Here is a 14,165-nt window from a genome sequence, read left to right as displayed (position 1 = left end):
GAAATAACGACAACATGGCATACCCATGACGCAAATACTGATTGTTGAAGACAATGGCGAATACGCCGGCGACATGGCCGACTTCCTCAAGGAACTCGGCCACGAGGTCACGATCGCGACCACGGCCGGCGATATGTGGGCCGCGCTGACGCGCACCCCGGCCGCCGTGGTGGTGCTGGACCTGGGCTTGCCCGACGAGGATGGATTCAATGTCATCCCGCGCATGCGCCAGCTGTATCCCGAGATCGGCCTGCTGGTACTCACCGGCCGGGTCGCCTTCGACAACCGCATCCTGGGCCTGCGCCTGGGCGCCGACCACTACCTCACCAAGCCGATCAAGTTCCCCGAACTGGCCGCCCACATCGAAGCGCTGGACCGCCGCGTGCGTCCGTCCGAACCGGTGCCGCCACCCACCAAGTGGACGCTGCGCGTCTCGGCCCGCCAGCTGGAGCTGATGGGCAAGGTGATCGACCTGACCGAAAAAGAGTGCAATTTCCTGCACCTGTTGACGATCAATACGCGGCCCGTGCCGCGCCAGGTGATCGTGGCCGGCATGGGCGGCGACGACCCGGACGCCAGCCGCCGCGTCGACATGCTGGTCTACCGCCTGCGCAAGAAGGCGAGAACCGGGCTGGGCCAGGACCTGCCGCTGCGCAGCGCGTACGGCGAGGGCTACAGCCTGTCGGCCGGATTCACGCTGGCCTGAACCGTCTGCACGTCGTCCCTGCGAAGGCAGGGACCCAATTTCGCCGAATCATACGTCACATTGGGCCCCTGCCTGCGCAGGGGCGACGGTCTTCCATTTAATAGGGACAGGGTGCGCTGCCTGCGCTAGAATCTTCTTTCCACCCCTCGAAGATTCCACCATGGCCCGCCAGCCCCGCCTCATCCTCCCGCACCAGCCGCACTATATCGTCCAGCGTGGCAACGACAACCAGCCCATCTTTCGCGACGACGAAGACCACGGGCGCTTCCTCGGCTGGCTGAAGGAGGCGGCCAAGGCCTATCGCGTGGCCATCCACGCGTATGTCCTGCTGCCCAACCACCTGCACCTGCTGGCCACGCCGGCCGACGAGGAGGGCCTGGCGGCGATGATGCAGAAGGTCGGCCGCCTCTACGTCCCCTGGTTCAACAACAAGTACGGCCGCTCGGGCACGCTGTTCGGCGGACGCTTCCGCACGGCGCCGGTCGACCCCGCGCAGTACCTGCTGCCCGCCATGTGCTATCTGGAACTGCACCCGGTACGCAGCCAGGCCGCCTTCGCACCGCTGGACTACCGCTGGTCCAGCCACGCGCATCATGCCGGCGTGCTGCCGGATCCCCTGGTCACGGACCACGCCCGCTACTGGGAACTGGGGAACACGCCGTTCCAGCGCGAAGCGGCGTACATCGCAATGGCGCAACAAGGCTTGAACGCGGACGAACTCGCGGTCATCGATGCGGCCGTCGCGAAGGGGGGCGTGCTGGGGTCGCATGCCTATCTGGTCGAGCTGGAACGCCAGACCAAACGCCAAGTCCTGCCGGCCAAGCGCGGACGTCCTTTCAAGGTCAAGGAAGCATAAATCCGCATTTTTTCGACGCTCCAGCATCGTTTCTTCACCTTAACGACTATGTCCCCAATTATTCGTTCGATGAGCTTCGGTGAAATTAATGTGACTCCGACCCTATTTGTTCCTGTTGCCGTTTGCCGAGGTCTGCTCTATTCTCGTCTTTCGATATGACCAGAATGCTGCGGAGCCCCCATGATTGCCCAAGGTTTGTACGACCCCGCCAATGAACACGACGCCTGCGGCGTCGGTTTCGTCGCCCACATCAAGGGCAACAAGAGCCACTCGATCGTCGAGCAGGGCTTGCTGATCCTGAAGAACCTCGACCACCGGGGCGCCGTCGGCGCCGATGCGCTGATGGGCGACGGGGCCGGCATCCTGATCCAGATCCCGGACCAGTACTTCCGCGACGAGATGGCCAAGCAGGGCATCGAACTGCCGCCGCCAGGAGAATACGGCGTCGGCATGGTGTTCCTGCCGAAGGAACACGCCTCGCGCATCGCCTGCGAGCAGGAAATCGAACGCGCCGTGCGCGCCGAGGGCCAGGTCGTGCTGGGCTGGCGCAACGTGCCGGTCGATGACGCGATGCCGATGTCGCCGACCGTGCGCGCGAAGGAGCCCGTGATCCGCCAGATCTTCATCGGCCGCGGCCCGGACGTGATGGTCACCGACGCGCTCGAGCGCAAGCTGTACGTGATCCGCAAATCGTCGGGCCACGCGATCCAGGCGCTGAAGCTCAACCACGGCAAGGAATTCTTCGTGCCGTCGATGTCGGCGCGCACCATCGTCTACAAGGGCCTGCTGCTGGCGGACCAGGTCGGCGTGTACTACAAGGACCTGCAGGATCCGCGCTGCGTGTCGGCGCTGGCCCTCGTGCACCAGCGCTTCTCCACGAACACCTTCCCGGAATGGCCGCTCGCGCACCCGTACCGCCTGATCGCCCACAACGGCGAGATCAACACGGTGAAGGGCAATTTCAACTGGACCCGCGCGCGCGAAGGCGTCATGAAGTCGGCCGTGCTGGGCGACGACCTGAACAAGCTGTTCCCGCTGATCTACGAAGGCCAGTCGGACACCGCCTGCTTCGACAACGCGCTGGAACTGCTGGTCATGGCCGGCTACCCGATCGCCCAGGCGATGATGATGATGATTCCGGAAGCGTGGGAAAACCACACGATGATGGACGACAATCGCCGCGCCTTCTATGAATACTACGCGGCGATGATGGAACCGTGGGACGGCCCGGCCGCCATGGCTTTCACCGACGGCCGCCACATCGGCGGCACGCTGGACCGCAACGGCCTGCGCCCGGCGCGCTATGTCGTCACGGACGACGACCTGGTCGTGATGGCGTCCGAATCGGGCGTGCTGCCGATCCCGGAATCGCGCATCGTCAAGAAATGGCGCCTGCAGCCGGGCAAGATGTTCCTGATCGACCTGGAAGCGGGCCGCATCATCGACGACAAGGAATTGAAGGACACCTATTCGAACGCCAAGCCCTACAAGGCCTGGATCAAGTCGGTGCGCATCAAGCTGGGCGAGATCAAGCTGTCGGAGTCGCAACTGGCGGGCAACCGCGCCAAGGACACCCCGGCCCACGGCGAAAAGGCCGCGCTGTCGCTGCTGGACCGCCAGCAGGCGTTCGGCTACACGCAGGAAGACCTGAAATTCCTGATGTCGCCGATGGCCGTGCTGGGCGAGGAAGCGACGGGCTCGATGGGCAACGATTCGCCGCTGGCCGTCATGTCGAACAAGCTGAAACCCTTGTACGCCTACTTCAAGCAGCTGTTCGCGCAGGTGACCAACCCGCCGATCGACCCGATCCGCGAGGCGATGGTGATGTCGCTCGTGTCCTTCATCGGCCCGAAGCCGAACCTGCTGGACACGAACAACGTCAACCCGCCGATGCGCCTGGAAGTGTCGCAGCCCGTGATCGGCGTGGACGACATGGCGCGCCTGCGCAATATCAGCCTGCACACGGGCGGCAAGTTCAAGTCGTATGAATTGAACATCTGCTATCCGGTCGCCTGGGGCAAGGAAGGCATCGAGGCTTCGCTCGCCTCGCTGTGCGCGGAAGCCGTCGATGCGGTGAAATCCGGCCACAACATCCTGATCGTCTCGGACCGCAACCTGTCGTCGGAACAGGTGGCGATTCCCGCGCTGCTGGCCACCTCGGCCATCCACCAGCACCTCGTGATGCGCGGCCTGCGCGCCTCGACGGGCCTGGTCGTCGAGACGGGGTCGGCGCGCGAGACGCACCACTTCGCCCTGCTGGGCGGCTACGGCGCGGAAGCCGTGCACCCGTACCTGGCCCTCGAGACGCTGGCCGACCTGGCGCACAGCCTGCCGCACAAGGAATTTGAAGAGCGCGCCGTCGACAAGGTGCTGTATAACTACACGAAGGCGATCGGCAAGGGCCTCATGAAGGTCATGTCCAAGATGGGCATCTCGACCTATATGTCCTACTGCGGCGCCCAGATCTTCGAAGCCGTGGGCCTGAACAAGTCGCTGGTCGACAAGTACTTCAAGGGCACGTCGTCGACCGTAGAGGGCATCGGCCTGTTCGAAGTGGCGGAAGAAGCGCTGCGCCTGCATGCGCTGGCCTTCGGCAAGGATCCGGTCCTGGCCAACACGCTGGACGTGGGCGGCGAATACGCCTACCGCGTGCGCGGCGAGGACCACCTGTGGACGCCGGACGCCATCGCCAAGCTGCAGCACTCCACGCGCGCCAACAACTTCTCGACCTACAAGGAATACGCGCAGCTGATCAACGACCAGAGCAAGCGTCACCTGACGATGCGCGGCCTGTTCGAATTCAAGATCGACCCGAGCAAGGCGATCCCGCTGGACGAGGTCGAGCCGGCCAAGGAAATCGTCAAGCGCTTCGCCACCGGCGCGATGTCGCTGGGCTCGATCTCGACCGAGGCGCACGCCACGCTGGCCATCGCCATGAACCGCATCGGCGGCAAGAGCAATACGGGCGAGGGCGGCGAGGATCCGGCGCGCTACCTGAACGAATTCAAGGGCATCAAGATCAGCAAGGGCGAGACCCTCGCGTCGATCCTGGGCAAGGACCGCGTGGCCGCCGACATTCCGCTGCAGGAAGGCGACTCGCTGCGCTCGAAGATCAAGCAGGTGGCGTCGGGCCGCTTCGGCGTAACGGCCGAATACCTGAACGCGGCCGACCAGATCCAGATCAAGATGGCGCAGGGCGCCAAGCCGGGCGAAGGCGGCCAGCTGCCGGGCCACAAGGTGTCCGAGTACATCGCCTCGCTGCGCTTCTCGGTGCCGGGCGTGGGCCTGATTTCGCCGCCGCCGCACCACGACATCTATTCGATCGAGGACCTGGCCCAGCTGATCCACGACCTCAAGAACGCCAATCCGCGCGCCTCGATCTCGGTCAAGCTGGTGTCGGAAGTGGGCATCGGTACCGTGGCCGCCGGCGTGTCGAAGGCGAAGGCCGACCACGTCGTCGTCGCCGGCCATGACGGCGGCACGGGCGCCTCGCCGCTGTCCTCCGTCAAGCACGCCGGCACCCCGTGGGAACTGGGCCTGGCCGAGACGCAGCAGACCCTCGTGCTGAACGGCCTGCGCAGCCGCATTCGCGTTCAAGCAGACGGCCAGATGAAGACGGGCCGCGACGTCGTCATCGCCGCCATGCTGGGCGCCGACGAGATCGGCTTCGCCACGGCGCCGCTGGTGGTGGAAGGCTGCATCATGATGCGCAAGTGCCACCTGAATACCTGCCCCGTGGGCGTCGCCACCCAGGATCCGGTGCTGCGCGCGAAGTTCCAGGGCAAGCCGGAACACGTGGTGAACTACTTCTTCTTCGTCGCCGAGGAAGCGCGCCAATTGATGGCGCAGCTGGGCATCCGCACCTACGACGAGCTGATCGGCCGCTCCGACCTGCTGGACAAGAGCAAGGCCATCGGCCACTGGAAGGCGCAGGGCCTGGACTTCTCGAACATCTTCTACCAGCCGAAGGTGCTTGACCCGCGCGCCCTGCTGCACACGGAAGAACAGGACCACGGCCTGGACCGCGCGCTGGACCACAAGCTGATCGCGCAGGCGAAACCGGCGCTGGAGCGCGGCGAGCGCGTCTCGTTCATCTCGCCGGTGAAGAACCTGAACCGCACGGTCGGCACCATGCTGTCTGGCGAAGTCGCCAAGCGCTACGGCCATGCCGGCCTGCCGGACGACACGATCCACATCCAGCTGCAGGGTACGGCGGGCCAGTCGGCCGGCGCCTTCCTGGCGGCCGGCATCACGCTGGACCTGGTCGGCGAAGGCAACGACTACGTGGGCAAAGGCCTGTCGGGCGGCCGCATCATCGTGCGCCCGAACACGGAGTTCCGCGGCTGGGCTGTCGACAACATCATCGTCGGCAATACGGTGATGTACGGTGCGATCTCGGGTGAAGCCTTCTTCAACGGCGTGGCCGGCGAACGCTTCGCGGTGCGTAACTCGGGCGCGACGGCCGTCGTCGAGGGCCTGGGCGACCACGGCTGCGAATACATGACCGGCGGTACCGTCGTCGTGCTGGGCGAGACCGGCCGCAACTTCGCGGCGGGCATGTCGGGCGGCGTGGCCTATGTGTACGACCCGAAGGGCGAGTTCGAGCAGAAGTGCAATACCAGCATGGTGGCGCTCGAGCGCGTGGTGTCGAGCAAGGAGCAGGGCGGAGACAAAGCCACCTGGCACAGCCAGACCCGCAACGGCGAACGCGAGTCCGACGAAGCGATCCTGAAGCGCCTGATCGAACGCCACTTCAAGCACACGGGCTCCACCCGCGCGCGCAACCTGCTGGACGACTGGGCCACCAGCCGCGGCAAGTTCGTCAAGGTCTTCCCGACCGACTACAAGCGCGCGCTGGAAGAGATGCACAACAGCAGCATGGAAGAAGCCAACGACCGGGTCGAACTGGCTGCCTGAGCTGACACACCGACGCACCGAACCAACGTCGTCCCTGCGAAGGCGTGATAGTGCCCCTGGCACTATCACCCCAATTTCTGCCAGCGCCATCGAGATGCGCGCAGAAATTGGATCCCCGCCTGCGCGGGAATGACGGTACCGACTGAATATAAGGAAAAACACCGTGGGTAAAATCACCGGCTTCATGGAATTCCAGCGCCAGGAAGAAGACCACCTGGAACCCGCCGCCCGCCTCAAGAACTACAAGGAATTCACGCTCACCCTGACCGACGCCCAGGCGAAGGTGCAGGGCGCCCGCTGCATGGATTGCGGCATCCCGTTCTGCAATACGGGCTGCCCCGTCAACAACCAGATCCCCGACTGGAACGACCTGGTCTATCACGGCAATTTCCGCTACGCCGTCGACAACCTGCACTCGACGAACAACTTCCCCGAGTTCACGGGCCGCATCTGCCCGGCCCCTTGCGAAGCCGCCTGCACGCTGGGCATCAACGACGAACCGGTCGGCATCAAGTCGATCGAGCGCAAGATCGCCGATGCCGGCTGGGAGCACGGCTGGATCCAGCCGCAGCCGGCCGCGAATAAAACCGGCAAGCGCGTCGCCATCGTCGGTTCCGGCCCCGCCGGCCTGGCCGCGGCCCAGCAGTTGGCCCGCGCCGGCCACGACGTGACGGTGTTCGAGAAGAGCGACCGCATCGGCGGCCTGCTACGCTACGGCATCCCCGACTTCAAGATGGAGAAGGACTTGATCGACCGCAGGATCGAGCAGATGCAGGCGGAAGGCGTCACCTTCCGCACCAGCACGCTGATCGGCAAGGACTTCCCGACCACGGTCAGCAATATGGCGCGCGAGACCATCTTCCCGGAAGACCTCGCGAACGATTTCGACGCCGTCGTCATGGCCGGCGGCGCCGAGCAGCCGCGCGACTTGCCCGTGCCGGGCCGCGAACTGAAGGGCGTGCACTTCGCGATGGAGTTCCTGCCCCAGCAGAACCGCGTGAACGCCGGCGACAAGGTCAAGGACCAGATCAAGGCGACGGGCAAGCACGTCGTCGTGATCGGCGGCGGCGATACGGGTTCCGACTGCGTGGGCACCTCGAACCGCCACGGCGCCGCCGGCGTCACCCAGTTCGAGCTGATGCCCATGCCGCCGGAGCACGAGAACAAGCCGCTGGTCTGGCCCTACTGGCCGACCAAGCTGCGCACCTCGTCCTCGCACGAGGAGGGCTGCGAGCGCGACTTCGCCGTCGCCACCAAGCGCTTCGAAGGCAAGGGCGGCAAGGTCGAGAAGGTGATCGCCTGCCGCGTCGAGTGGAAGGATGGCCGCATGACGGAAGTGCCGGACACGGAATTCGAGATCAAGGCGGACCTCGTGCTGCTGGCCATGGGCTTCGTCTCGCCCGTGCAACAGGTGCTCGACGCCTTCGGCGTGCAAAAGGATGCGCGCGGCAACGTGCGCGCCACCGTCGACGGCGAGACCTGCTACCAGACCTCGGTGGCGAAGGTGTTCACCGCCGGCGACATGCGCCGCGGCCAGTCGCTGGTCGTATGGGCGATCCGCGAAGGCCGCCAGTGCGCCCGCGCCGTCGACGAGTTCCTGATGGGGGCCTCGGACCTGCCACGCTGATCCGCACTGCTCGACGCATGCAACGGCCCGGTTCCTGCCGGGCCGTTTTATTTATGCGCATAGCAAGGCCATGAGGAAAAGCAAACAATACATACGTTTCCGTTTGACGAATTTTACAAACAGGCATATATTTTTTCACATCGGTTTGGAAACGTTTCCAACTCCAGCTTCCGCAACATCATTCGAGACCGGCACCAGCCGGCGGGCCGTGGCCGTTCGAGGCCGCATTTCTTTGGAGCAGACAGAGGAGTCGATGTGAATAACCATCACGATCAGCATCAGCGCATTCGGAAACCGTTTCAACTACTGGCCGCCGGCCTCCTGCTGGCAACGGGCATCCAGGCCTCGGCCAGCGTCACCAATCCCCAGATCGGGCAATTGCTGTGGTCCGAGGAGTTCAACGGCGCCAGCGTGAACACGGCGACGTGGAACGTTATCGACGGCAACGGGTGCCCGAACCTGTGCGGCAACGGCAATGCCGAACTGCAGTATTATAGCCCGAACAACGTCTCGATCGCGGACGTGCCGTTCGAGCCGGGCACCCGCGCGCTGGCCCTGCGCGCCCAGCGCCAGACGGTGGGCAGCAATGCCTTCACCTCGGGCAAGGTCGAGAGCAAGAACAAGGTGCAGGTCCAGTACGGCATGGTCGAGATCCGCATGAGCACGCCGAACCTGACGACGGGGCTGTGGCCGGCCGCGTGGATGCTGGGCACCAGCGCCCAGACCTGGCCGCGCAACGGCGAGATCGACATCATGGAGATGGGCCACAAAGCCTCGTCGCGCGCCGCGGCGGGCGGCAGCCCGTCGGCCAACAACTTCGTCGGCTCGAACGTGATCACCTGGCAGCAGGCCGCCTGCGTGCCGGGCAACGAGAGCTGCGCCGCCTCCACGGCCTGGCAAACCAAGAACTGGTACGTGCCGACCACGTCGCTGGCGAACCGCTTCGTGCTGTACCGCCTGTACTGGACCGAGAGCGAGATGCGCTTCACCGTCGTCGACAACGGCGTCGAGCGCAATATGTACGATGCGCCGCTGCCGGTGAACTCGACGGCACTGCAGGCGCCGTTCTTCCTGCTGCTGAACCTGGCCGTGGGCGGCAACTTCACCGATGCCGCCACGGCGGACCAGGTCACGGCGCCGCTGCCGGCCACGGCCTACGTCGACTACGTGCGCGTCTACCAGCTCGACGGCAAGGGTTCCGTCAAGCTGGGCAACCAGACGGTGCCGGAAACGGCCGGCAAGTTCGGCGTGTTCACCGACACCACGGCCGTCAACGCCAAGCTGGTGGCCGGCACCAGTTCCGACATCTTCCTGTGGAACGGCGCCTCGAGCGGCGGCGGCAACACGGCGCCGTACGAAGGCGGCAACGTGATCGCCTGGGCCTACACGGCGCCCGGCCAGTGGTGGGGCGGCGGCATCCAGGCGCGCCAGGCCCGCGACCTGACCAACTACCGCAACGGCACGATGCGCTTCCGCATCAAGATCCCGGCCAACGTGGCCTTCAACATCGGCGTCGGCGACACCTACACGAACCAGAACTGGGTCAGCTTCCCGGCCAACACGACGGCCTACGGCCTGGTGCGCAACGGCGACTGGGCCACGGCGACGATTCCCGTCTCCACGCTGATCGGGCCGAAGGTGGCGCTGCAGTCGCTGCTGGACGTCTTCATGATCTCCAGCGAGGCCAGCAACCTGCCAGCGTCCACCTTCCAGTTCGCCATCGACGACATCGTCTGGGATTCCGGCACCGGCTCGACGCCGCCGCCGTCGTCCGGCCCGACCTCGGTCACCCAGACCTCGGCCACCACGCTGCAGTTCACGACGACCACCGGCAGCTGGGCCGACGTGCACTACACGGTCAACAACGGCGGCCAGCAGAACGTGCGCATGCGTCTGGACGGCAGCACCAATACGTATATTGCCGGCGGCCTGAAGATCGGCGACGTGGTGCGCTACAGCTTCACCTACTGGGATGCGGCGCGCAACTTTGCCGTCGATACGGCGCAGCAGAGCTATACGATGCAGTAAATAGGGTGGGCACGTGGTGCCCACCCTGCAACAGCTTCCCCGCGAGCGTCTTTTGGCATGAAAGCGACGGTTTGGCCGTCGCTTTTTTTATTCTGCGAATCTCAACAAAAGGTAAGTTTCCTTAAAGAATGATTAACAATTTACCACATAATGTAACAGTCCACGTATGCATAAGTTATTAAAAACAAGCACTTACGTCTGGAAATATCTGACTCATGGTTCAGTAGTGTTGTAATATCACGTCGATAAGCTTCCCAAAACCGGAGCCTTCTCAGCAGGGATTGCCGTTTCTGCACTACAATATGGGATTGTCAAAAATCCCGAACTCACCAGTGTCCAACCTCGTCGAAATCCGCGATCTGCATTTTTCGTATGGAGATCGCCCCATCCTGTCGAACCTGCGCATGGATTTCCCGCGCGGTAAGCTGGTTGCCGTGATGGGCGGTTCCGGCTGTGGCAAGACCACGGTGCTGCGCCTGATCGGCGCCCAGATCAAGCCGCAGAAGGGCACGGTCTCGATCAATGGCGAAGCCATCAACCGGCTCGACACCCAGGGCGTGTACCGCCTGCGCCGCAAGATGGGCATGCTGTTCCAGTTCGGCGCGCTGTTCACCGACCTGTCGGTGTTCGAGAACGTGGCCTTCCCGCTGCGCGAGCACACCGACCTGCCGGAAGAACTGATCCGCGACCTGGTGCTGATGCGCCTGAACGCCGTCGGCCTGCGCAACGCCCACAAACTCAAGCCGAACGAGATCTCGGGCGGCATGGCGCGCCGCGTGGCGCTGGCGCGCGCCGTCGCGCTGGACCCGGAACTGATCATGTACGACGAGCCGTTCGCCGGCCTCGACCCGATCTCGATGGGCGTGACCGCCAACCTGATCCGCAACCTGAACGACGCGCTCGGCTCGACCTCGATCCTTGTCTCGCACGACGTGCAGGAAACCTTCGCGATCGCCGACTACGTGTATTTCATGGCATCAGGAAAAATCGTCGCCGAAGGCACGCCGGAAGACCTGCGCCGCTCGACCGACCCCTACGTCGTCCAGTTCATCAACAACCAGCCGGACGGCCCCGTGCCCTTCCATTATCCGGGCAAGTCGCTGGCCGAGGACCTGGGCCTGGGAGAGCAGCGATGATCGCGACCGTCCTCGGCTTCATCGGCGGCCTCGTGCTCGACATGTTCGCGCGCATCGGCTTCGTCACCCGCTCCTTCTTCAAGCTGCTGATGCGCCTGCCGGGCGCATTGAAGCGTCCGACGCTGATCTCGGAGCAGATTCACTTCATCGGCAACTATTCGCTCCTGATCATCGTCGTGTCCGGCCTGTTCGTCGGCATGGTGCTGGGCCTGCAGGGCTATTACACGCTGTCCCAGTTCGGCGCCGAGGAAAAGCTCGGCCAGCTGGTGGCGCTGTCGCTGCTGCGCGAACTGGGCCCGGTCGTGACGGCGCTGCTGTTCGCGGGCCGCGCCGGCACCTCGCTGACGGCGGAAATCGGCCTCATGAAAGCCGGCGAGCAGCTGACGGCGATGGAGATGATGGCCGTGAACCCGGTGCAGCGCGTGCTGGCCCCCCGTTTCTGGGCCGGCCTGGTCGCCATGCCGGTGCTGGCCACCGTGTTCTCGGCGATCGGCGTGATCGGCGGCTACCTGGTCGGCGTGCAGCTGATCGGCGTCGACCCGGGCGCCTTCTGGTCGCAGATGCAGGCGAACATCGACGTGCGCCGCGACGTGATGAACGGCGTCCTGAAGAGCCTGGTGTTCGGCATCGCCGTCACCTTCACGGCGCTATTCCAGGGCTACGAGGCGCAGCCGACGCCGGAAGGGGTGTCGCGCGCGACCACCCGCACCGTCGTGGTGGCCTCGCTGATGGTGCTGGGCCTGGACTTCATCATGACGGCGTTGATGTTCAACAAGTGATATAAAAGATTGACTGCATTTACAGCAACAAATATTAGGAAAATTTATGCATCGTAAATCCATTGACGTCTGGGTCGGACTGTTTGTCCTGTTGGGTGCGTTATCGCTCCTATTCCTGGCGCTGAAAGCCGGTAACATGAGCACGATCTCGTTCAGCAAGACGTATGCGATCACCGGCAAGTTCGACAACATCGGCGGCCTGAAGCCGCAGTCGCCCGTCAAGAGCGCGGGCGTCGTGGTCGGCCGCGTCGGCGACATCACCTTTGACGACAAGACCTTCCAGGCCATCGTGCGCCTCGATCTGGATCCGGCCTACAAGTTTCCGAAGGACAGCTCGCTGAAGATCCTGACGTCGGGCCTGCTGGGCGAACAATACATCGGCATCGAAGCGGGCGGCGACACCAACAACCTGGTCGAGGGTGACCGCATCAACCGCACCCAGTCGGCAGCCGTACTCGAAGACTTGATTAATCAGTTTATTTATAGCAAAGCAGCAGATGGAAAGGACGCTGATAAATGAAAAAACGTAATGCATCCGGCCAGTTGCGCGCCCGAGGCCTGATGGTGGCAGCCGGCGCCGCCCTGCTGCTGAGCGGCTGCGCCACCAACAACCCGCGCGACCCGCTGGAGCCCTTCAACCGTGCGATGTTCAGCTTCAACGACGCGGTCGACCGCGCCGCCCTGAAGCCGGCCGCCACCGCCTACAAGAAAGTCACCCCGAGCTTCGTGCAGACCGGCGTGAACAACTTCTTCGGCAACCTGTCGGACCTGTGGAGCTCGCTGAACAACTTCGCCCAGTTCAAGGGCCAGGACGGGTTCCAGGACCTGACGCGCTTCGCCGTCAACTCGACCCTGGGCCTGGCGGGCGTGCTCGACATCGCCACCCCGGCCGGCCTGCGCAAGCATAACGAAGACCTGGGCCAGACCCTGGGCTACTGGGGCGTGCCGGCAGGTCCCTACTTGATGTTGCCGTTGCTGGGCCCATCTACGGTGCGTGACACCGCGGCGCTGCCGGGCGACTGGTGGGGCGATGCATGGACCCATGTGAACGACGTGCCGTGGCGTAACAGCGGCATCGTGCTGCGCGCCGTCGACCAGCGCGCCAGCGTGCTGGATGCGTCGACCCTGCTGGAAGAAGCCGCGCTGGACCGCTACGAGTTCCTGCGCGACGGCTACCTGCAGCGCCGCGAGAGCCAGGTGCTGGATACCGACAAGGCGCAGGAGCGCGCCGAGAAGGTCCACGACCGCATCGAGAAGGTCCAGGAAAAGCTGGGCGTCAAGAAGGCCGCCGCGCCGGACGACGGTGCCGGCGATGCGGCGCCCGCATCTGCTCCCGCCGACAACGCGGCGCCCAACAACCCGCCCGTGCCGTCGCCCGCGACGCCCGCGCCGGCCACGAAATAAACCATGCGGGCAGGCCGCCATGCCGGCCCGCCGCCAGAGGAAGGAAGCCCATGAAACCCATCGCACAACTGATCATGACCGCCGCCGTGGCCGTCTCCGCCAGTGTCCTGGCGCCGGCCGCCATCGCCCAGGAAGCCCCGGATGCGCTGGTCAAGCGCGTCAGCAACGACGTCATCAACACCGTCAAGGCCGACAAGGACATCCAGGCCGGCAACCGCCAGAAGATCATCGACCTGGTCAACAGCAAGATCCTGCCCTACGTCGACGCCCAGAAGATGACCCAGCAAGCGGCCGGCCGCTTCTGGCGCCAGGCGAGCCCGGAGCAGCAGAAGCAGCTGACCGAGGAATTCCGCACCCTGCTGGTCTATACCTACTCGGGCGCGCTGTCGCAGATCAAGAACGAAACCGTCGAGTTCAAGCCGTTCCGTGCCGACCCGGCCGACACCGACGTCGAGGTGCGCTCGCAGGTCAACGTGACCCGCGGCGAGCCGATCACCCTGAACTACCGCCTGTCCAAGGGCCCGCAGGGCTGGAAGATCTATGACCTGAACGTGCTGGGCGCGTGGCTGGTCCAGACCTATACCAGCACCTTCAGCTCGGAGATCGGCAAGGGCGGCATCGATGGCCTGATCAAGAAGCTGCGCGACCGCAACCAGCAGCTGGCCAGCAAGCCGCTCGCCGCCCCGGCGAAGTAATCCCATGGCCGAAGCCA

General features: G+C 64.5%; 10 protein-coding genes. All 10 read left to right on the top strand.

Annotation, left to right across the window (positions count from 1 at the left end):
• Positions 1–25 precede the first annotated feature (25 nt).
• The gene (locus QPK32_RS11105) at positions 26–706 is read left to right on the top strand and encodes a response regulator transcription factor (RefSeq protein WP_290412871.1); all 681 of its coding nucleotides are present in this window, start codon (positions 26–28) and stop codon (positions 704–706) included.
• A gap of 160 nt (positions 707–866) precedes the next feature.
• Positions 867–1,562 carry a transposase gene (locus QPK32_RS11100; protein ID WP_290412870.1) on the top strand — a complete coding sequence of 232 codons (696 nt, stop codon included), beginning with the start codon at positions 867–869 and terminating at the stop codon, positions 1,560–1,562.
• A gap of 180 nt (positions 1,563–1,742) precedes the next feature.
• On the top strand, positions 1,743–6,479 hold the full coding sequence (locus QPK32_RS11095) for a glutamate synthase-related protein (RefSeq protein WP_290412869.1): 4,737 nt from the start codon (positions 1,743–1,745) through the stop codon (positions 6,477–6,479).
• 163 nt (positions 6,480–6,642) lie between these two features.
• Positions 6,643–8,106, top strand: coding sequence for a glutamate synthase subunit beta (locus tag QPK32_RS11090; RefSeq protein WP_290412868.1), 1,464 nt, complete (start codon positions 6,643–6,645; stop codon positions 8,104–8,106).
• Between the two features lie 255 nt (positions 8,107–8,361).
• A complete protein-coding gene (locus tag QPK32_RS11085; RefSeq protein ID WP_290412867.1) occupies positions 8,362–10,134 on the top strand; it encodes a glycoside hydrolase family 16 protein in 1,773 nt (590 codons plus the stop codon).
• Between the two features lie 332 nt (positions 10,135–10,466).
• Positions 10,467–11,270 (top strand): ABC transporter ATP-binding protein, encoded by an 804-nt coding sequence (locus tag QPK32_RS11080; protein WP_290412866.1) that lies wholly within the window; start codon positions 10,467–10,469, stop codon positions 11,268–11,270.
• Positions 11,267–12,049, top strand: coding sequence for a lipid asymmetry maintenance ABC transporter permease subunit MlaE (mlaE, locus tag QPK32_RS11075; RefSeq protein WP_290412865.1), 783 nt, complete (start codon positions 11,267–11,269; stop codon positions 12,047–12,049). Before QPK32_RS11080 ends, mlaE begins: the two co-directional genes overlap by 4 nt.
• Before the next feature lie 46 nt (positions 12,050–12,095).
• Complete coding sequence (mlaD, locus tag QPK32_RS11070; protein ID WP_290412864.1) at positions 12,096–12,569, top strand: outer membrane lipid asymmetry maintenance protein MlaD; 474 nt, start codon at positions 12,096–12,098, stop codon at positions 12,567–12,569.
• On the top strand, positions 12,566–13,453 hold the full coding sequence (locus QPK32_RS11065) for a VacJ family lipoprotein (RefSeq protein WP_308632513.1): 888 nt from the start codon (positions 12,566–12,568) through the stop codon (positions 13,451–13,453). Before mlaD ends, QPK32_RS11065 begins: the two co-directional genes overlap by 4 nt.
• A 50-nt stretch (positions 13,454–13,503) precedes the next feature.
• A complete protein-coding gene (locus tag QPK32_RS11060; RefSeq protein ID WP_290412863.1) occupies positions 13,504–14,148 on the top strand; it encodes a phospholipid-binding protein MlaC in 645 nt (214 codons plus the stop codon).
• The last annotated feature ends 17 nt before the right edge of the window (positions 14,149–14,165 follow it).

Origin of the sequence: Massilia sp. YIM B02763 (genome assembly GCF_030412015.1) — a bacterium.
In the GTDB taxonomy this organism is placed as follows: domain Bacteria; phylum Pseudomonadota; class Gammaproteobacteria; order Burkholderiales; family Burkholderiaceae_D; genus Telluria.
This window is presented reverse-complemented; position numbering and strand designations above follow the sequence as displayed.

What these genes read in the sequence shown, in the direction of transcription:
- QPK32_RS11105 (WP_290412871.1), top strand. Translation starts at nt 26, where the DNA reads ATGACGCAAATACTGATTGTTGAAGACAATGGCGAATACGCCGGCGAC.
- QPK32_RS11100 (WP_290412870.1), top strand. Translation starts at nt 867, where the DNA reads ATGGCCCGCCAGCCCCGCCTCATCCTCCCGCACCAGCCGCACTATATC.
- QPK32_RS11095 (WP_290412869.1), top strand. Translation starts at nt 1,743, where the DNA reads ATGATTGCCCAAGGTTTGTACGACCCCGCCAATGAACACGACGCCTGC.
- mlaE (WP_290412865.1), top strand. Translation starts at nt 11,267, where the DNA reads ATGATCGCGACCGTCCTCGGCTTCATCGGCGGCCTCGTGCTCGACATG.
- mlaD (WP_290412864.1), top strand. Translation starts at nt 12,096, where the DNA reads ATGCATCGTAAATCCATTGACGTCTGGGTCGGACTGTTTGTCCTGTTG.
- QPK32_RS11065 (WP_308632513.1), top strand. Translation starts at nt 12,566, where the DNA reads ATGAAAAAACGTAATGCATCCGGCCAGTTGCGCGCCCGAGGCCTGATG.
- QPK32_RS11060 (WP_290412863.1), top strand. Translation starts at nt 13,504, where the DNA reads ATGAAACCCATCGCACAACTGATCATGACCGCCGCCGTGGCCGTCTCC.